This window comes from Nostoc sp. GT001, from assembly GCF_030382115.1.
Taxonomy (GTDB): domain Bacteria; phylum Cyanobacteriota; class Cyanobacteriia; order Cyanobacteriales; family Nostocaceae; genus Nostoc.
Genome location: NZ_JAUDRJ010000003.1, coordinates 3,031,333 through 3,051,274, shown reverse-complemented (window position 1 = coordinate 3,051,274; position 19,942 = coordinate 3,031,333). Strand labels below are relative to the sequence as shown.

At 42.5% G+C, this 19,942-nt stretch carries 19 protein-coding genes and 2 pseudogenes; 10 read left to right on the top strand and 11 right to left on the bottom strand.

What is annotated here, in order from left to right:
- Position 1: 1 nt before the first annotated feature.
- On the bottom strand, positions 2-364 hold the full coding sequence (locus QUD05_RS15855) for a sll0565 family protein (protein ID WP_069074290.1): 363 nt from the start codon (positions 362-364) through the stop codon (positions 2-4).
- Between the two features lie 125 nt (positions 365-489).
- Here QUD05_RS15855 and QUD05_RS15850 point away from each other — a divergent pair, with 125 nt between their 5' ends.
- Positions 490-768 (top strand): DUF6439 family protein, encoded by a 279-nt coding sequence (locus QUD05_RS15850; RefSeq protein ID WP_289796899.1) that lies wholly within the window; start codon positions 490-492, stop codon positions 766-768.
- Positions 769-825: 57 nt separating this feature from the next.
- Here the strand turns inward: QUD05_RS15850 and QUD05_RS15845 are convergent, their stop codons facing one another.
- Positions 826-1,275, bottom strand: a complete 450-nt coding sequence (locus tag QUD05_RS15845) for an ATP-binding protein (protein WP_289796898.1) — start codon at positions 1,273-1,275, stop codon at positions 826-828.
- A gap of 390 nt (positions 1,276-1,665) precedes the next feature.
- Positions 1,666-3,072, bottom strand: coding sequence for a 23S rRNA (uracil(1939)-C(5))-methyltransferase RlmD (gene rlmD / locus QUD05_RS15840; protein ID WP_289796897.1), 1,407 nt, complete (start codon positions 3,070-3,072; stop codon positions 1,666-1,668).
- 215 nt (positions 3,073-3,287) lie between these two features.
- On the opposite strand from rlmD, the pseudogene QUD05_RS15835 reads away from it, so the two are divergent.
- The 3 genes and pseudogenes from QUD05_RS15835 (at position 3,288) to purF (ending at position 8,888) form a co-directional block, all read left to right on the top strand.
- A pseudogene (locus QUD05_RS15835) lies at positions 3,288-3,774 on the top strand (bilin-binding protein).
- 788 nt (positions 3,775-4,562) lie between these two features.
- Entirely contained in the window at positions 4,563-7,013 is a 2,451-nt protein-coding gene (gene purL / locus QUD05_RS15830) for a phosphoribosylformylglycinamidine synthase subunit PurL (RefSeq protein WP_289796896.1), read from the top strand.
- A 375-nt stretch (positions 7,014-7,388) separates the two neighbouring features.
- Entirely contained in the window at positions 7,389-8,888 is a 1,500-nt protein-coding gene (gene purF / locus QUD05_RS15825) for an amidophosphoribosyltransferase (protein ID WP_289796895.1), read from the top strand.
- Positions 8,889-8,980: 92 nt separating this feature from the next.
- Here the strand turns inward: purF and lysS are convergent, their stop codons facing one another.
- Positions 8,981-10,504 carry a lysine--tRNA ligase gene (lysS, locus tag QUD05_RS15820; RefSeq protein ID WP_289796894.1) on the bottom strand — a complete coding sequence of 508 codons (1,524 nt, stop codon included), beginning with the start codon at positions 10,502-10,504 and terminating at the stop codon, positions 8,981-8,983.
- Between the two features lie 103 nt (positions 10,505-10,607).
- Here lysS and QUD05_RS15815 point away from each other — a divergent pair, with 103 nt between their 5' ends.
- The 4 genes from QUD05_RS15815 (at position 10,608) to QUD05_RS15800 (ending at position 11,834) form a co-directional block, all read left to right on the top strand.
- On the top strand, positions 10,608-10,787 hold the full coding sequence (locus QUD05_RS15815; protein WP_289796893.1) for a PDDEXK family nuclease: 180 nt from the start codon (positions 10,608-10,610) through the stop codon (positions 10,785-10,787).
- Positions 10,744-10,983, top strand: coding sequence for a hypothetical protein (locus QUD05_RS15810; protein WP_289796892.1), 240 nt, complete (start codon positions 10,744-10,746; stop codon positions 10,981-10,983). The genes QUD05_RS15815 and QUD05_RS15810 overlap by 44 nt, the downstream gene beginning before the upstream one ends.
- A gap of 36 nt (positions 10,984-11,019) precedes the next feature.
- Complete coding sequence (locus QUD05_RS15805) at positions 11,020-11,253, top strand: EF-hand domain-containing protein (RefSeq protein ID WP_289796891.1); 234 nt, start codon at positions 11,020-11,022, stop codon at positions 11,251-11,253.
- A 341-nt stretch (positions 11,254-11,594) separates the two neighbouring features.
- The gene (locus tag QUD05_RS15800; protein WP_289796890.1) at positions 11,595-11,834 is read left to right on the top strand and encodes a hypothetical protein; all 240 of its coding nucleotides are present in this window, start codon (positions 11,595-11,597) and stop codon (positions 11,832-11,834) included.
- A gap of 15 nt (positions 11,835-11,849) precedes the next feature.
- Here QUD05_RS15800 and QUD05_RS15795 read toward each other — a convergent pair whose 3' ends face one another.
- Positions 11,850-12,431, bottom strand: coding sequence for an IS630 family transposase (locus QUD05_RS15795; protein ID WP_289796889.1), 582 nt, complete (start codon positions 12,429-12,431; stop codon positions 11,850-11,852).
- A 78-nt stretch (positions 12,432-12,509) separates the two neighbouring features.
- Here QUD05_RS15795 and QUD05_RS15790 point away from each other — a divergent pair, with 78 nt between their 5' ends.
- On the top strand, positions 12,510-13,418 hold the full coding sequence (locus QUD05_RS15790; RefSeq protein WP_289796888.1) for a hypothetical protein: 909 nt from the start codon (positions 12,510-12,512) through the stop codon (positions 13,416-13,418).
- A gap of 95 nt (positions 13,419-13,513) precedes the next feature.
- Here QUD05_RS15790 and QUD05_RS15785 read toward each other — a convergent pair whose 3' ends face one another.
- The 5 genes from QUD05_RS15785 to QUD05_RS15765 form a co-directional block, all read right to left on the bottom strand.
- Complete coding sequence (locus tag QUD05_RS15785; RefSeq protein WP_289796887.1) at positions 13,514-13,939, bottom strand: hypothetical protein; 426 nt, start codon at positions 13,937-13,939, stop codon at positions 13,514-13,516.
- A gap of 76 nt (positions 13,940-14,015) precedes the next feature.
- Positions 14,016-15,137, bottom strand: a complete 1,122-nt coding sequence (locus tag QUD05_RS15780) for a geranylgeranyl reductase family protein (protein WP_289796886.1) — start codon at positions 15,135-15,137, stop codon at positions 14,016-14,018.
- Between the two features lie 136 nt (positions 15,138-15,273).
- Positions 15,274-15,822, bottom strand: a complete 549-nt coding sequence (gene frr / locus QUD05_RS15775) for a ribosome recycling factor (protein WP_289796885.1) — start codon at positions 15,820-15,822, stop codon at positions 15,274-15,276.
- Positions 15,809-16,537, bottom strand: coding sequence for a UMP kinase (gene pyrH, locus QUD05_RS15770; protein WP_194043342.1), 729 nt, complete (start codon positions 16,535-16,537; stop codon positions 15,809-15,811). Before pyrH ends, frr begins: the two co-directional genes overlap by 14 nt.
- A 71-nt stretch (positions 16,538-16,608) precedes the next feature.
- Positions 16,609-17,163 (bottom strand): thioredoxin family protein, encoded by a 555-nt coding sequence (locus QUD05_RS15765; RefSeq protein ID WP_289796884.1) that lies wholly within the window; start codon positions 17,161-17,163, stop codon positions 16,609-16,611.
- 449 nt (positions 17,164-17,612) lie between these two features.
- On the opposite strand from QUD05_RS15765, the pseudogene QUD05_RS15760 reads away from it, so the two are divergent.
- Positions 17,613-18,513, top strand: a pseudogene (locus QUD05_RS15760) (alpha/beta fold hydrolase).
- Between the two features lie 684 nt (positions 18,514-19,197).
- Here the strand turns inward: QUD05_RS15760 and QUD05_RS15755 are convergent.
- Complete coding sequence (locus QUD05_RS15755) at positions 19,198-19,899, bottom strand: diacylglycerol/polyprenol kinase family protein (protein ID WP_289796883.1); 702 nt, start codon at positions 19,897-19,899, stop codon at positions 19,198-19,200.
- Between the last annotated feature and the right edge of the window lie 43 nt (positions 19,900-19,942).

The window sequence follows — 19,942 nt, the reverse complement described above, 5'->3', positions numbered from 1 at the left end:
TTTACCCAGCATAAGACTTTAATATCCAGCCTATGATAACGCCCATTCCACCAAAGCGGACGACTTGCCAGAAAGGTTTTTTGAGACTACGCCAAGAAAATAACTGGCTTTCTAAGTTTAGTTCTAGCATTTCCAACTGTCGTTGAATTTGCCGTAACTCTGCTTTGATTTCTGGTGTCTGAGATTTATTGTGCTTTAATTGATCCCGACGCTGTTGCCATTGTGCCTGTTGTTGGCGATCGCGTTGCACTTGATCGTAACGTTCTTTTAAGGATAGGAGCGATCGCTCTACTTCCTCTAGTTCTTGTTCAAAATCTGGTTCTTGATTTTCTGCTGACGACTGTGATTGTTTTGGCGGCTTCATGTACAGGTAGTAAACTAAGATTAAATCTTAACCAATTGTCATTAGTCATTAGTCATTTGTCATTGGTAATTTTTCAAAGGACGAAGGACAAAGGACGAAGAACAAAAGACAAAGGACTTATAATTATGTCTCAATCTACCCGCTTGCCGAAAACCAGTCAACTGAATGAACTTAGTACTCTGGAACTAGCTCAAGCCCTGATGGAAAGACTGAGTATTTCCCCTAACGATTGGCATCGCCTCAAGTCTAACCGCAATTCCCGCGCTAATGAACAAGTGGCAGCAGCGATTGTGTATCTTTTAAAGAATCAGCCACAAGAAGCTCAAGCTAGATTAGAACAGGCAATTGGTTGGTTAGATCGCTCTATTTCTGCACCTCCCTGTCCGACTCACGGAAAAAGTTAGAAATTAGAAGTGATGAGTTAAAAGTTTTAAATTTTTAACTCCTAACCCCTAACTACCCTAACGTCGCAGAGATAATCCCCGACGATTTTCCATTTGTTTACAAAGCCTCAATTCTGTGCCTTTACGGTTCCACTCTACTTGATCAAAAATTTGATGTAGAAGACATAAACCACGACCATTTTCTGACTCATCTGGTGGAAGATAGTCTGTTGGTTCTTCATTAATAGTAGATGAAGGAGTAAAGCCACTACCTTGGTCTGATATTATCCACCAATACTGATTATCTATTACGGAAAAACGAACTACAACTGTTTTACTCGGATCGAGATTATTACCATGTTTAGCTGCGTTGACTAGGGCTTCTTGAAGTCCTAGCCGCAGTTCTGCTTGTAATCTTGTTGGAATTTCTGCCAACAATAAGTCTAATATGGGACAAAGGTAGAGGGTTGAGGCAAAACTAATAGTGCCCCAATAACGTCCAACTGGACGGAGTGAAATAGTAATCACAAGAGAAACCCCATAGCTTTCAGTTAGCTAGACATCAGTTTGCTATTACAGTCACCCTGATAAAACTTGAGGTGGTCATGCTGCCTTCAAACTTGCGTCTTTAAAACTAAATTTTGAAAATGCTAGGGAGCATTAGCTCTATAGTCTGAATTCGGATTGTTTAGGTATATATCGGCTGTAATAAATTTGATAATGAAGTCAGCAGATTAAGAATATGCTGTTAATTTTAGAGAGTATTGGCATACTCTAGTTAGTTGCCGATTTATCATTTACACAATCTTCTTCATGTTTTTAAGAACCGATGCAACTTGAATTTATTTAAACAAAATGAATTTTTATTTTTGGCTTAATTCAATTTTAGCATCTTTAGTATGCCCTAGACTAAAATTTTCAAATTTCAGTTTTTTTGAAGGAATTACTACCCTTGTCAAAATGTGATAGCACAAGAAAGGCGGCAGTTTCAACATGAGCAGTTTGAGGAAAAAAATCAGCAGGTTGTACCCGTGTGATGGTATATTGCCCATCTTGACAAAGCAATTTCAGGTCGCGGGCGAGGGTAGCTACTTTACAGCTGACGTAAACGATCTGAGATGGTTTCAATTGCCGTAAAGTATCTATGACTGCGCGATCGCACCCCTTACGTGGCGGATCGAGTATTACTACTTCTGGTATTGTGCCCATTTGGGGAAGCAATTTCTCTACTGCGCCGACAAGGAAAGTCACATTATCAATTCCGTTGCGGTGGGCATTTAAAATTGCTTGTTCTACTGCTGCTGATTGCACTTCTAATCCTGTAGCAATACGTACTTTTTTGGCGAGAGGTAAAGTTAAAGTCCCAATACCACAGTAGGCATCAACTAGGAACTCATGCCCTTGAAGATTGAGTTCTGATTGAATTACCTCTAATAGTGCCTCTGCTGTTTCGGTATACACTTGGAAAAATGTATCTGGGCGTACTTGAAATTCCAGTCCAGCAAAATTTTCACGCAGGTGGGGTACTCCAGCGATGCAACGGGTTTCTGATCCAAAGATAGCATTTGTGCGATCGCTATTGCGATTGAGCGACACTCCCACTAACTGCGGATAGCGCTTTAACCATTCCTGGGCTTGGGTTTCAATTCCTGATAAATTCCAGTCCTTTACTACCAAAGTCAGCAACATTTCTCCAGTGTGTCGGCCAATGCGTAAACCGAGATGGCGAATTTTTCCTTGGTGGCGGTGTTCGTTGTAAATTTGCCAACCTTGCTGTTGAATATCCTGCTTAACTTCGGCAAGCAAGGGATTTAATCGCGCATCTTGGACTGGACATTGATTTAAGTTAATTAATTGGTGACTACCTTTTTGATAGTAACCAGCTTGTACTTGTCCTGTTGCCGATAGCGAGAGAGGATATGTAGATTTATTACGGTAGCCGAAAGCAGAAGGGGCAGCGAGTACCGGATCTACTGGTGGTTGGATAAAACCGCCAATGCGCTCCATTGCTTGGATAACTTGATTTTGCTTGGCTACTAGCTGGTAATCATAATTAATATGCTGCCACTGGCAACCACCGCACTTGTCAGCCACAATACAACTGGGTCGGATACGGTGGGCGGATGGTGACAATAGCTGCTGGAGCTTCCCGTGGGCGTATTTAGGTTTAACATGAACTAAGCGGACAATGGCGCGATCGCCTGGGACAGTATCTGGGACAAACACTACACGCTCATCAGCACGCCCCACACCATCACCTGTATCACTCAGGTTAGCGATCGTCACTTCAATTAATTCACCCTGTTGCCAAATTATTTTAGTCATTTGTCATTGGTCGTTGATCATTTGTCATTGGTCATTGGGATTAGGTGACAGGTGATAGGGAATAATCTCTACCCTGTAACCTGTTACTTATTCCCTTCTTCAGTCCCCACACCCCTAAATAGATAAATTCAATACATAAGTAACTCCGATCCCTTCACTTGTGTACCTCCAACTCGCTAAACTAACAGATAATATTTCAGGTGATTTCAATAATCATGACTGTAATTAGCCAAGTTATTCTCAAAGCCGACGACGAACTGCGTTATCCCAGCAGTGGCGAACTTAAAAATATCAAAGACTTTTTGCAAACCGGCGTACAACGGACACGGATTGCGGCTACCTTAGCCGAAAACGAAAAGAAGATAGTTCAAGAAGCAACCAAACAACTTTGGCAGAAGCGTCCTGACTTTATCTCCCCTGGAGGTAATGCTTACGGTGAACGCCAACGCTCTCTATGTATCCGTGATTTTGGCTGGTACTTACGCTTAATTACTTATGGTGTACTTGCTTAGTGACAAAGAGCCAATTGAAAAAATCGGTTTGATTGGTGTGCGGGAAATGTACAATTCATTGGGCGTTCCCGTGCCTGGAATGGTAGAAGCGATTAATTCCCTCAAAACAGCTTCCCTTAGCTTACTGAGTGCGGAAGACGCTGCTGAAGCAGCACCTTACTTTGATTACATCATTCAAGCGATGTCTTAATACAAAGTGTGTGCTGGTTCTAGGAATATACTTCCGGTCTACTAGAGTGAGTGCAAAATATTAGCACTCGATAGGCATAAGATCCCCAATTTGATCATACCCTCCCCACATTTGGTAGTGGCTGTGGCAAAATCTTTGTCAAGTTACCAACCAGTTGTGGGGAAATTTTATGGATATGGGCATGGGGCACTTGCATTCACTCAGGGCAAGTGGGTATTGGGCATTTAACTGATGACAAATACAAAAAACCGACAGTCCTTGATTAAGGCTGTCGGCTATTAAGTGTGTTCCCTATTAATGACTCGGCTAGAGTTCAGTTGTCATTAATTATGCCTAGTTAGCGAGATGAAGGAGACGATCCTAATCATCGATATGTGTGATTCTCGTCACTTGATTGTTACATCTAAACTGCATATACCCGAATAATCTCTGAGTAGACATTAGATTCACGTAAGTAAAGGAGCTAGAAATTTCACTGAGATTAAAAAATCAAGTTATCTTTAAAGACTAAAGCATTTGGTGTGGTATTGATCTCAATCTTTCTACCTCATGGTCAGAATAATCCTGTTGACTGCATTCTGAGGTTGTACTACCTCTCAATACGATAAACAAGTTCGCTTGTAAGAAAGGCTGCACAAGCATCTTCTGCCAGTATTTACCAAAATGGAAATACTGATATTTAGTTAGAGTTTAAATTGAAGAGCGATCGCGCTTCAATTAAGGACTGCACTTACAGGGCAAGTAAATCGATAGAATAATGCTCTGTCCCCCCAGAGTGCATTACTTCCATGACTGCAACCTCAAAACCAGCCTTTTCCCCCCAAGAAATTGCGGCTGTTGGTCTTAAACCAGAAGAATACGCAGAAATTGTCCGTCGGCTAGGCCGTCATCCCAACAAAGCTGAACTAGGAATGTTTGGCGTCATGTGGTCAGAGCATTGTTGTTACAAAAATTCTCGACCTCTACTCAAACAATTTCCCACCGATGGTCCCCGCATCCTAGTGGGGCCTGGTGAAAATGCTGGTGTTGTAGATTTGGGTGACGGACTCCAACTAGCTTTTAAGATTGAATCTCACAACCATCCCTCAGCAGTCGAACCGTTTCAAGGAGCGGCAACGGGAGTCGGAGGTATTCTCAGAGATATTTTTACAATGGGTGCGCGTCCCATTGCCCTATTAAACTCGTTACGTTTTGGTTCCTTAGAAGATCCCAAAACCCAACGACTATTCACTGGTGTGGTGGCAGGAATCTCTCATTATGGTAACTGTGTGGGAGTACCCACCGTTGGCGGCGAAGTTTACTTTGACTTTGCTTACTCTGGTAATCCTCTAGTGAACGTTATGGCATTGGGGTTGATGGAAACCTCAGAAATCGTCAAATCTGGAGCATCTGGCTTAGGCAACCCCGTGCTTTATGTTGGTTCCACCACTGGGCGCGACGGTATGGGAGGCGCGAGTTTTGCTAGTGCAGAATTGAGCGATCAATCCATAGACGATCGCCCTGCTGTGCAAGTGGGCGATCCATTTTTGGAAAAGTCGTTAATTGAAGCTTGTCTGGAGGCGTTTAAAACGGGTGCAGTTGTCGCCGCCCAAGATATGGGAGCTGCGGGAATCACCTGTTCTACTTCAGAGATGGCTGCAAAAGGCGGTGTGGGAATTGAACTAGATTTAGATAAAATTCCCGTCAGAGAAATGGGGATGGTTCCTTATGAATATCTGCTTTCGGAATCTCAAGAACGAATGCTGTTTGTTGCTCATAAAGGGCGTGAGCAAGAATTAATTGACATTTTCCATCGTTGGGGACTTCAAGCCGTTGTCGCAGGGACAGTCATCGCTGAACCGATTGTGCGGATTCTCTTTCAGGGTGAAGTAGCAGCAGAAATTCCTGCTGAGGCCTTGGCGGAGAATACCCCACTATATAACCGAGAGTTGTTGGCAGAAGCACCAGAATATGCGCGTCAAGCTTGGGAATGGACTGCTGATTCCCTACCTCCTTCCACAACTGCTGGAATAGAACTTCCAGGAGGACTGCAAAATTGGAATGATATTCTTTTAACTTTGCTCGATACACCCACGATCGCTTCTAAAAATTGGGTATATCGTCAGTATGACCATCAAGTACAAAATAATACAGTAATACTGCCAGGTGGTGCAGATGCGGCTGTTATCCGGTTGCGTCCTTTGGAAGAGGACAAGAGGACAAGGGGACAAGGAGGACAAGGAGACAAGGAAACCCTCAATGCCCAATCCGGTGTTGCGGCGACGGTAGATTGCAATCCTCGTTATGTATATCTTGACCCTTACGAAGGGGCTAAGGCAGTGGTGGCAGAAGCTGCACGCAATCTTAGCTGTGTGGGTGCAGAACCTCTGGCAGTGACGGATAACCTAAATTTTGGCTCTCCAGAAAAACCCACTGGTTACTGGCAATTGGCAGAAGCTTGTCGCGGTTTGGCGGAAGGTTGCCGAGAATTGGCAACACCAGTCACGGGCGGAAATGTCTCTTTGTACAATGAAACTCTTGATTCTCAAGGCATCCCACAACCCATTTATCCCACTCCTGTGGTGGGTATGGTGGGCTTGATTCCTGATATAACCAAAATTTGTGGTCAAGGTTGGCAAGTAGTAGGCGATGTGATTTATCTTCTCGGATTGCCTTTGGCATCGAAAATCAGTTTGGGAGCATCTGAATATTTAGCCACTATCCACAATACTGTTGCCGGAAAACCACCACGGGTAGATTTTGACTTGGAACGCCGCGTACAAAAAGTTTGTCGTGAAGGAATTCGTAATGGTTGGGTACGTTCAGCCCACGATTCTGCTGAGGGAGGAGTGGCGATCGCACTAGCCGAATGTTGTCTTGCTGGCAATCTTGGAGCCGAAATCAATTTAGAAATAGCACCAACACAGTTAAACCACGGCAGTTGCTCCACTTGGGGAGACCCCAAGATTGCACTGCCTCGCTTAGACGAGATGTTGTTTGCCGAAGGTGGTGCCAGAATTTTAGTTTCTGTAGCATCAGCACAACAAGGAATTTGGGAATCATATTTACAGGAACATCTGGGTCAAGAGTGGCAAAAACTGGGTGTAGTTGCTAATTTTGAGACGGGTTTGGGGGTTTTCACCACTGATAACCAAACCTTAATCAAAGTTAGTATCGAAGATATGAACAATCGCTATTCCTATGCGATCGCCAAACGTCTCGCCATCCATACCACTATCCCTGAAGAAGTTAGGAGTTGAAAGTGAGGAGTTAGGAATAAAAAGCATAACTCCTAATTACTCACTCTTTTATTAGCGTCTCTGAGCAAAATTACGGTACTGTTTTAATGGATGGTTAAAGATTTGTTAAGAAATCCTCAACCATTTATATAATCCCAGTAACTTGACTACCGATTTGAGATTTTGAATTTTAGATTTTGGACTAGCGGTGTTGCTTCTAGTTCATCTCTTGCTCTTACTGGGCAAAAAATCTAAAATAGCCATTCTCAAATCCCAAGCCGCATCCTTACTACGGTGCGATCAATCCAAAATCAAAATCGTCAATCGTTCGACTGAGCGTAGCCGAAGTCTCAAATCCAAAACTGATTGACCCCCCCCACCAGGAGCAAAGCTAGCATGATTTCTATTCATTCTGTCACTTCGGATGAATACCCCGACCAGACCAACAACCCAATCAATAGTCATGAAAATCAGCCTGACAAGCCAGAAGAAGCTTGTGGTGTTTTTGGCATCTACGCCCCAGGAGAAAACGTTGCTAAACTGACCTACTTTGGATTGTATGCCCTCCAGCATCGGGGTCAAGAATCAGCTGGTATTGCCACCTTTGAGGGTACACAAGTACATCTCCACAAGGATATGGGCTTGGTGTCTCAAGTTTTCAATGAATCTGTCTTGGATCAATTGCCCGGTAGTCTTGCTGTTGGTCACACTCGTTATTCCACCACAGGTTCTAGCCGCAAAGTTAATGCCCAACCCGCAGTACTAGAAACCCGTTTAGGTTCATTAGCACTTGCACACAATGGTAATTTAGTCAATACCGTACAACTACGTCAAGAGTTGCTTGAGAATAAATGTAACTTAGTTACAACAACAGACTCAGAAATGATCGCTTTTGCGATCGCAGAAGCCATAGATACGGGCGCTGATTGGCTAGAAGGTGGAATTAAGGCATTTCAACGTTGCCAAGGAGCCTTTAGTTTAGTTATTGGGACTCCCGTCGGTGTTATGGGTGTCCGCGATCCTAATGGAATCCGCCCCTTAGTAATCGGCACTTTGGCTGGTAATCCAGTTCGTTACGTTTTGGCTTCCGAGACTTGTGGTTTAGACATCATTGGAGCCGAATACCTGCGAGACGTAGAACCAGGTGAATTAGTTTGGATTACTGAAGAAGGTTTGGCTTCTTATCATTGGAGTCAAAAATCTGAGCGGAAATTGTGTATCTTTGAAATGATTTACTTTGCCCGCCCTGATAGCGTCATGCACAACGAGAGTTTGTACAGCTATCGAATGCGATTAGGACACCAGCTAGCTAAAGAATCTTTTGTAGATGCCGATATTGTCTTTGGTGTTCCTGATTCTGGTATACCTGCTGCTATTGGATTTTCCCAAGCGTCTGGTGTTGCTTACGGCGAAGGACTGATTAAAAACCGCTATGTTGGGCGAACCTTCATTCAACCAACCCAAACCATGCGGGAATCGGGTCTGCGGATGAAACTCAACCCCCTCAAAGATGTGCTAGTAGGTAAACGAGTAATTATTGTAGACGACTCGATTGTACGGGGTACTACCAGCCGTAAATTAGTCAAAACCTTACGTGAAGCAGGTGCAGTAGAGGTACACATGCGAATTTCGTCTCCGCCTGTAACTCATCCCTGCTTTTATGGCATCGATACTGATTCTCAGGATCAGCTAATTGCTGCTACAAAGTCAGTAGCAGAAATTGCCAAGCAACTGGAAGTAGACAGCCTTGCCTATCTGAGTTGGGAAGGAATGCTAGAAGCGACACGAGAAGACACCAATAGTTTCTGTTCTGCCTGCTTTACCGGAGATTATCCCGTAACGATTCCTGAGCAAGTGAAACGTTCTAAGCTGATCTTAGAAAAGGTAGTGGTGTAGGGGCTTCAAACAGAAGAACCCCACCCCGCCAAAGCTACGCTTTGTCTCCCCTCCCTGCAAGCGAGGAGGGGATTAAGGAATGGGGTGTAAGATTAGGATTCTTCTGGGGATGATTCTGATTTTTCTGGCTTGAGTAAGGGGAAGGCGATCGCATCCCGAATACTGGCACAATCGGTTAATAACATCACCAAGCGATCGATCCCAATCCCTAAACCACCTGTAGGCGGCATACCATATTCCAAAGCTGTCAGAAAGTCTTCATCTACACCTTGGGCTTCTAAATCACCAGCAGCTTTCCGCGCCGCTTGTGCTTCTAAGCGTTCTCTTTGATCAATAGGATCGGTAAGTTCTGAAAAGCTATTCCCAGTTTCTCGCCCGACTATAAATAACTCAAATCGTTCTACCAAACCAGGTTGAGAACGGTGCGGTTTTGCTAGGGGCGAAATTTCTACAGGGTAATCAATTACAAAGGTAGGTTGAATTAAATTAGCTTCTACTTTCTCTTCAAAGGCTAAATTTAGTAACTTACCAATTGATTGGGCTTCATCTATACCAGGAATAGCAGCATTTTTACTTGCTGTTTTTGCTTCTTCCAAACTTTGGAATGAATTAAAATCCAAGCCTGTAAATTCTTTAACTAAATCGTGCATTGTCACCCGTCGCCAAGGTGGTGTTAAATTTATAGGTTCCCCTTGGTAGGTGATTTCCAATGTGCCGAGTACCTCTTGGGCAACAGTGGTAATAATACCCTCAGTCAACGCCATCATATCGTTGTAGTCGGCGTAAGCTTGGTAAACTTCAATTGTCGTAAATTCAGGATTGTGTCGAGTCGAAATTCCCTCATTGCGGAAAACCCGCCCCAATTCAAACACCTTTTCAAAACCACCCACAATCAACCGCTTGAGATGGAGTTCTGTGGCAATTCGCAGATACAATTCCATTTCTAAAGTGTTGTGGTAGGTGATAAATGGACGCGCATCTGCACCTCCAGTCTCACTTTGCAAAACTGGGGTTTCAATTTCCAGAAAATCCCGTTCTTCTAAATAGCGGCGAATACCAGCAGTAATTTGAGCGCGACGGCGGAAAGTTTGCCGCACTTCTGGGTTTACAATCAAGTCAACGTAGCGCTGACGGTAGCGCTTGGCAACATCCGTTAATCCATGCCATTTGTCGGGTAGGGGCAACAGGGATTTAGTGAGGATAGTATATTGTTTAACGTAGACAGATAACTCGCCCTTTTCAGTCCGTTTAATAGTACCTTTAGCTCCTAATATGTCACCTGCATCTGTAAGTTGCTTCAGGTGATTGAAGGCATCGGCATCAATATCTGCCATACCTTCTTGAATGCGATTTTTATCCAGATAAAGCTGAATTGTACTGGTTTCGTCTTGCAAGGTGAAAAAAGCCAATTTACCAAAAACGCGACGCGCCATAATGCGTCCGGCTATGGCAACTTCTAAATCAGCTTCTTCGCCACTGGATAAATCGGCAAATTTTTCTTGCAACTGCGCTGCATGATGGGTGGATTCCCAACGATAGGCATAAGGATTAGTTCCTAGCTGCTTAAGTTGTTCTACTTTCTCCAGCCTCGCGGCTCGGATATCTTCTTCCGACATGGTAACGAACTAAATAGGGCAAGATTAATTATAGATGCTGCCAAAGTTGAGAGTAAGAGATAATCGCCTAAAAGTGATGTGCGATGGACAAAGGAAAAGTCCAATGACACAAACTAGAGTGCGCCTGTGGACTGTAAACGAATATCACCTGATGCTGAAGACGGATATTATTACAGAGGATGAACGGGTAGAACTGATTGATGGGCGAGTTATCCCGATGAGCGCCAAAAATCCTCCCCATGCAGCGACAACGCTTTGTGCATCTGACTACCTCAAGCGTTGACGCAGCCCGCCGCAGGCAGGCATCGCTAGCAGAAGTTGCCTTAGTTCGGGTGAATCCCATTCAGTTGAGCCAATACTCCGAACCTGAGCCAGATATCGCTGTTATCCGTATCGATTCGCGAAAGTATATCGATCGCCATTCCGCACCCAATAAAATCTTTTTATTAAGTATCCTTGCGTATTTGTCAAGATTTTGAGATATTAAATTGAAAAATCAATTCAGATAGAAATTTATGGCAACCGAGCAAGAGCTTCAATCTCTTTTTAATACCTTAGATAGCGATCGAGACGGCAAAGTATCCATTAATGATCTTTTTTTAAGTCCTGGCTTAAGTGCAATCATCTCATCAGAAACAAATACCACTAGTCCCCAGGAATTACTAGTAAATTATGATTCAGACAAAGACGGTAGTATTACCTTTGAAGAGTTAAAGGAAGCAGTTGAGAAAGCAAATAATTTAAACTAGCAGTCAAAAAATCAACGCCACACTCACCCCAAAATCTCTTTCTAGCCCGCACTAAATCCCTCTCTAGGCAACTTGGAGGGATTTGCCTTTATTTGCCCCTTAGTGATACTTTGCTATCCTCTAAATGACACATTATTGCTAGTAATAACCTACCATCGACTCTGTAGCCATCTCTCAGAGGGTTTTCGATTGGTTAATGATTTTGACTATAGTCTTGATGAACTCCGAATTAGACTTTTGTCAACAGCAGAATTAACAATGACGCTTTTACTAATGACAGGTTACAACAGAATATTGTATAAAACGAAACTTGTTTTATTCTGCTGAAGCCATAAATAGCTATGTTCCTAACCCCTGTTATATTGGATGTCCTCTTTACCCTGCTGAACAGTGCTGCTTATAGCCTTGGGCAAAAACTTGGAGAAGTTGCTGGTGACTATATCGGCTCCAAAGTTGAGCGTTCGAGTATTTCTGCTTTGTTGCCATCTTCAGTGAAAGAAGACCCTCGTTATGTGGAAGCGTTAAAAAAATATGAGCAAAGTCTTACTCATGCCAATCAACTTAAAGAACAAGAATTATAGCAACGGACAAGGCGATTAGGACGCTGTGCGAAGCACATCTTCCATAGCATTCCGAAGACAGTCAAATTGAATTAGTTGTTTACGAATTCGACTCTTCAACCATGACCAACATTGCTCAATTTTATTAAGTTCAGGTGAATAGGATGGCAAGTATTTTAAGTGACAGCCTGCCGATTCAATTAATTCTTGAATACGTCCACCTCGATGAAATGTGGCATTATCTGCAATCACTATTTGTCCAGGTTTTAACGATGGTATTAAACAAGTTTCAAGCCAAGTTTCAAAGACAGTTCGGTTACAAGCACCCTCCACAGTAAATGGAGCGAATAATTTCCCATTACAACAGGCAGCAATCATATTAACTCGTCCTTGTCTCCTCCCACTTTTAAGTGCATGAAATCGCTGACCTTTTTCATTCCAACCATAGCCATAATCTTCTCTATTATCCATTCCAGCTTCATCTATTCGTTGAAGCCAAAGGTTGATTGTATTTCGACTGATTTGAAAAACTTGAGCCGCTTCACTCTTCTTCATCCCGTCTAACTCAATTGCCTGAATTACCTTCTGACGTAAGTCGTAACTGTAGGGTTTTGGCATGATCTGTTTTTGTGCTGAAGGCTTCAGCAGTATCCAGTATTACTTTACTCATAGATTATACTGTTTGTCCTAACCACCTTGGCGATTGCTATACAACAGCAGAAGGAGTTTAGTAAACAACTTTTGGAACTGTTGCGGGAATGGCAAGCAAATCAAATTCAGGGCAAGCTCAAAGAAATTCAGGCAATTTTTGACCAGAAAAACTTAGCAACTATTTTTAGTCGAGAAGAAAGCTATAACATTTTGGTAGAGGGGCAGAGAAAACACCGTTTATTAGTATTAGTTTCACCGCCAAATGTGAGTCCAAGTTGCCCATCATCTTTACAACATGACCTACAAATAGAACTACCAGAGAAGTTAAAAACTTTCTTGAATCAGTATTATAGTTTGGATAGTGATTTATGCCCTGTTGAATGTTTTGGCGACTATTTTAACCGTGCAATTGGGGATGCAGATATTCGTCAGTTACAGACAATTTTAGCTCCCGTGCCAACAGTTATATTACATAGCAAAGTTACTGATTATGAAGTTTACTTTCACGTCAATTTTTGGAATCCGCAAAGCAGCGATATTGCGAAGTTTTCTATAGCAGCTTGGAACTGGGAAGACGCAAAGGAATCTTTACAAGCGGTAGGTAATAACGAGACGCAAGCTATCCGCATCATTCGGCAAATTATTGTCACAGTTCAACAACTTTTAGCAGCTTTCATTGCTGATTGGTATTACCTAAATCTCAACCCAACTTATGAACCACAATTATTTCATCTAGAGTCAGCTTTTGTATCGGGTGGTTTAACAAGAGACTTGGTGAAACCGTACATTAACAGTTTACAAGAAATTCAGCAGCAGCAACGGGAAGCTTATGAGCAGAAGTTAATGGGACTCAGACGAAAAATAACCAAAAAAGAGCCTAAAAACTATACACAGAATGATTTGGACATCGTTTTGCTGAGTTTCTTGATATATATGAGTTTCAGCCATTTTTGAGCATTTGCTGTATTTCTCTTACCCATACATAAGTTTGAGGCTTCTTTCTCCCTTGAAAATGTTTAAGTCTCGATTTACCAGTATTATTGAACCCTTTACTTATCTCCTATTTTTAGCAAATGTCTAGATGAGACAGCCTTTATTTTCAAGTTAGTAAATTGCACGATCGCCTTTACCAAATCTTGCTGTTCTGGTTGCAAATTTAGCTTTTCTAGGGCTTGATTGATATTATTACCAGCCCGGAGATTGTGATTAAGTTGGTCACGCTGGGATGAAGTTAGCACTGCCGCAAGTTCCCTGTTTCTTCTCTGACACACAGCCTGGAGTTCTTGGCGTTGTAGGGGAGTCAGGTTAATCTCCGAGGAGGTGGAGTAGCTTGCAGTTTTTGTAGTTTGGGCGAAAATAACACCAGAAGTAGTATTGATTTGAAGGGGTGCAGCTAAGGCAATTCCCGGTATCAACAGGACAAGAGCAAGAATATTAGCGAACACAGATAGCCGTTTTGTCAAGTAAATTGCCATATTGAGAAATCCCTATTAAACAGTGGTGGAAGTTTGCCCACCTTTAACAAGTTGCTCAAGCAACTTGTTTGGTTAATTAACCTCCAAAACCAGGAATTAAACGCTTGAGAGCGCGACTAGCAACATCGCCATAGCGCAGTTCTCCACACAGAATCTTACCCATGATTTTCGCACCAGAGGGGCGCTTAACACCAACTTTGTAGCCAATGCCTGGAAAGCGATAAAATGCTCCACCTAATTTTTGCGCCCAAGCCATCTCAGTACCCCATTGTTCATTAATGGCTTCGCTATATTTTTCTAAAGCGTTGGTATCACCGGAAAGTGCTTCATTAATGGCTCCTGCTGCAATCAAACCGCTAAAAATTGACGGACGAATGCCTTCTGCTGTCATTGGATCGACTACACAAGCAGCTTCCCCAGCTAAAACTGCATTTTGAGTATGCAACTTTTGGTTGCCATCCCACAAGCAAAGGGGATAACCATACTGCTTACCAGTTTTGATATCTACATTAAACGATCGCGCGTACTCATCTAAAATTTTCTTAAAGTCCTGGGATTGACCACCAATAAACGTACCAACACCAATGGAATAACCGTCTGCCTTCGGGAAGTTCCAAATGTAGCCATTTTTTACCAAGCCAAACTCGAAGTGAATTGTAGATTTATCCTTGACAGTTGCGGGAATTTCTGCCTCCAAAGCTGCTGCTAAACGCCGTTTACGGTCTTTAAAGCCGAGCCATTTTGCCATTGGTCCTTTAGCACCATCAGCCGCAATTAAGTAGCGACTTGTAACTGGGCCATTGGGTGTGTTAACTTGCCAATAGTCACTTTTAAATTCAATACCCGTTACTTCCGTATTATCTCGTAGTTCAGCGCCTTGCTTCTGTCCTTGCTGCACTAGGAAATGGTCAAAAATATCTCGTCGCACCATCCAGATTGGTTCTTTGGTGGCGATCTTTGCCTCCACGGGGTCGCCTAATTTCCAGGTAAAGCGAAGGGAGTCGGCTTTTACAGAAATTACTGGGCTAAAATCAAAGTCAAACCATTGAGCGATCGCTGGAGATACACCACCACCACAAGGTTTATATCTTGGCAGGGATTCTTTTTCTAAGACTAATACTGAGCGACCTTGTTTGGCTAAATGATATGCGGCTGTTCCACCAGCTAGCCCAGCGCCGACAATGATGCAGTCGTACATAAGGCTGAATTTTTGCTCCAGAATTAGTTTATTTTCTATTGAGATACTCAATCAATTTTTGTTAAATACCTAATAAATGATAAAGGCTGAAGAATTTATCCATCATTCTTCAGCCTTTATACTCAGACTTGAGACTTTAAACAGTCGTGATGTCTTTTTCTTTTTCTGCCAACAGTGAGTCTATTTTGGCAGTGTATTCGTTTGTTAGTTTTTGCAAGTTGTCTTGTTGGTCTTTTGATTCATCTTTGGAGATTTCGGAGGCTTTCTCCTGTTTGCGAATGGCGTCTATGGCATCGCGGCGAATGTTACGAATAGCAACACGACCTTCTTCAGCATACTTGGATGCCATTTTGACGAATTCTTTACGGCGTTCGCTGGTTAAGGGCGGAATATTCAATCGGATTACAGAACCGTCATTACTGGGTGTTAAACCCACATCTGAGAGGGAAATAGCTTTCTCAATGATGTTTAGGGTGTTGCGCTCGTAGGGTTGAATTAAGATCGTCGTAGCATCCGGCGTGCTAATATTTGCCAGTGATTTTAAGGAAGTAGGCGAACCGTAATAGTCCACCAATACCTTATCTAATAGACTCGCATTGGCGCGACCAGTGCGAATCGAGTTAAAAGCTCGTTGAGTTGCCTCAACGGTTTTTTGCATCGTACTTTCAGCTTCAGCTAATTTCACAAGAACCTCCCACAAGGGTGCCGATGGATTCTCCCAAGACTGCTCGGTGGATATTTCCTCGCACCGTTAGGTCAAATACCAGAATTGGGATATTATTTTCTTTACACAAGGCGATCGCAGTACTATCCATCACCCGCAAATCTTGGGCTAAAACGTGCGCGTAGGTTAAGCTATTGTAACGCTTGGCGTCAGGATAAATATGAGGATCGGCATCATAGACTCCATCTACTTTGGTGGCTTTAAAAATCACCTCAGCATCGATTTCTGCGGCTCTTAATGCCGCAGTCGTATCTGTAGTAAAAAAGGGATTTCCAGAACCAGCACCAAAAATTACCACCCGTCCTTTTTCAAGATGACGGATGGCACGACGACGGATATATGGTTCTGCTAATTCTTGCATAGCGATCGCGGTTTGTACTCGCGTCTGTACTCCTATGCGTTCTAGCGAATCTTGCAGCGTCATGGCATTCATTACCGTGGCAATCATCCCGATATAGTCAGCGGTTGCCCTGTCCATCCCCGCCGACGCTGCTTTGACGCCACGAAAAATATTGCCGCCGCCAACAACTATGGCGATTTGAGTACCAGTGGCTATCACCTCTGCTAATTCTTCTGCTATTCCTTTGACCACTTCGGGATCAATGCCATAGCCCATGTTGCCCATTAAGGCTTCACCGCTCAGTTTGAGTAAAACCCGTCGGTAATTCGTTCCCATGAAGTTCCGCTTTATCAAAAAAGTTGCAATTGCCTCCAATTTAAGATAACAGTTACAGGGACTATCTTTGTCTAGTTACGCCAAATCAATGTAGTCCCTACTGGTTCTGTTTGTGGTATGGCTATTTCTTCACCTTTAAATAGGGAAGCGATCGCAGTTCTCAAATAATCCTCTCCCACTGATAATGGATCTTGGGGATGATTATCAATTTTACCTTTGTAACGGACTATACCATTTGTGTCTATGAGAAAGGCCGTTGGGGTTTTTGTTGCGCCGAAACTACCGGTCACATCTTGCGTTGAATCCCACAGGTAGGGGAAATTCAACTGGTGACGCAGGGCAAAAGCTTTCATATTTTCAAAGCTTGACCTAGTGTCGTAGTCAACATTACTACCATTTAGTCCAATTAGTGTGAAGCCTTTTAGAGCAAATTCGGCTTGAATGTTTTTTAGCCTGCCTAAATACCGCTCGACATAAGGGCAGTGGTTACACATAGAAATAACGCCGACTGCTCGGAACTTCTCAAGATAACGCCTGAGATGGTGTACTTGACCATCAATTCCTGGCAGTTCAAAATCCGGTGCGTAGCTCCCAACGGGAGTATCAATTGTTTCTAGTAAATTCATGATTTCTGGCTCGCAGAACTAGGAACAAGAAAAATATTGTTAAATTCAGCGTCAGTTTCCAGTTGCAAACCACCCCTTAGCCGATGCCTCATATTCGCCAATCTTATAGACCAAATTTGCGATCGTAAATTGTGAAACTACTGAATCTAGCACTGATGCTAATTCGCTCACATCTAAAAANATAGCCAAAATATTACTCACATTNAGAAACGTTATGATTTTTAATACTGACATAATCTTAGTTGTGAGTAAATTACTTCTATCAATAAAATGAAAACTCTATACTGGATAAAACTATCAGCTTAGAAGCTTTCGTGGTATATGTATAGGCTATCACTAGAGCAAAAGATTTATTTTGAAAATCTGATAAATTTTATCCAAATTAAAAACAATTTTACTTGTGCCTTGCTGTTGAAAGCCTTTATACCCTTGTTATCATCAAATTTTCCATGACAACCTCAAGTTCAAAAACAGCACTTAACTCTACAAAAACCTGGATTTGGCAAGATTTTCCGATCTGCTATCAAACCCAAGGAACTACAGGAGCTAGCTGTTGTCCTGGTGCATGGATTTGGCGCTTCTTGGTGGCACTGGCGAAAAAATATTCCTGTATTAGCGGAAAATTGCCGTGTTTATGCGATCGATTTGATTGGTTTTGGGGCTTCTGCAAAACCTCAACCTGGTGAACAAATTAACTACACATTAGAAACCTGGGGACAGCAAGTAGCAGATTTTTGCCGTGAAGTAGTGGGTGAGCCAGCTTTTTTAGTCGGAAATTCCATTGGCTGTATTGTCGCTATGCAAGCAGCAGTAAGTAACCCAGATATTGCCTTGGGAGTTGCTTTGCTCAACTGTTCTTTACGGCTGTTGCACGATCGCAAACGGGTAACTTTACCTTTCTCTCGTCGTTACGGAGCGCCTGTACTACAACGCTTGTTATCTATCAAACCAGTTGGTAATTTCTTTTTCAATCAACTCGCCAAACCGAAAACGGTGCGGAAAATTCTCCTGCAAGCATACTCGAATCCTGAGATGGTGACAGATGAGTTGGTAGATATTTTGATGTCACCAGCAAGCGATCAGGGGGCTGGGGCTGTGTTTCTTGCTTTTACTTCTTATTCTACAGGACCACTACCAGAAGACCTTTTACCACTGTTACAGTGTCCGGCAATTATTTTGTGGGGAACAGCCGATCCGTGGGAACCAATTAAGTTAGGGAGAGAATTAGCTAACTTTGGGCAAGTAGAAAAGTTTATTCCTTTAGAGGGAGTGGGGCATTGCCCGCAAGATGAAGCGCCGGAGTTAGTCAATCCGATTTTACTCGATTGGATTTTGGAGCGATCGCGGTAATAGACTCGGCTCAATTTTTACCTAATGGGTGTATCGAATATATTCCAAAAGATTTATTTTTTGTTGATTGAGCCGATATGAAAAATTAACTTTCTACCACTTTTTTTATACCGATATGATTTCTTCGCTAATATTCCTACGGAAATTCAGGAAGAAATTGAAGGAATATCTATTGAGTGGATTATAGAAAAACTCAATGCTATCAAGTTTTTTATTCAACCTGCTCCCTTACTTGCTGATGGATTTCCACTCTCCAAAGTAGGGGCCACTTTGGCGAGTACCATCAAACATAATAGTTGCGCCCATATCCTCTTTCTCTAATTACCACAGCCCCAGCAAAGTTACGTTTACCGGAAGTGTACTTTTTCAACAACTCTTCAGTGGTAATACCAATTCTCTATGAAGATGCACAGAATAACACACTTGAAGCTCCATGCTGGACAAGGTAATTATTCTATGCAGGCTCACATAGATTTGGTATTACCCGTATTGGACTCAACTGAGAAGTACTATTTTTATTAACTAAGTACAATATTTCTCTAATTCATAGCGAATTAACTTTGGCAAAACTCTGCGTACCTTTGCGTTTAACTCTGTGTTCCTCTGCGTTTAAAAAAGTACTAAGGATAAATTTTTGGCGCTATCTCTTGTTTGCTCAATTAGGAATAGTACTCAAGGCAATTACTAACTCAAGACTAACTGACTTAAAAAGAAAGCAAGGGCTGCACTACCCAAAGGAACTGTTAAATTGTCAATACCTAAAAATGAAACAGCCTCTAAAGCCGTAGCTATAACTGCCACTATCAGCGATATCGCCCAAGTTTGCCAACTGTTTCCTTGAGTTCCAACTAAAATCAAACTACTGACAACATAGCTAACGAGCATCATAGTTAGGGAGCCTTCCCAACTTTTTTCTGTCCCAAAAACTTTATACTTATGTTTACCAAAGCGTTGCCCAATTAAGGCTGCTAATCCATCTCCCCAAGTCATTGTCAAAATTCCGAGTGCTGCGTACTGGGGTTGTTGTAAGTACCAGAACCAGGCGACTAAAATACCGAAACTGACAGAGTAAAAAAATGTCCCTAAACTTTGGCGGCCAACACTATTAATACCAGGAAGAATGGGTAATCGGTAGGATAATAAGGTGATTGCACTCGCTAAAATAGAAGCTGTAATCCCTACGCTAGCAGGAATATTTAGCCACCAAGCGATTAAAATCACATTACCAGTGCCTATATGAACTATCTTCCGCACGATTTCTGGCTTGTCGGCAAAGCGGTTTACCACCCCTGCAATTAGAAGGATGAGTAACACCCAAATTGCAGCTATCGCAATTTGCAGCCATAAAACCGGAATTGAGGTGAAGTCAGAAAATGTAATTAACAAAGATGCAACAAAATGAAAAGTTTTACCCCTGTTACTAATTTAT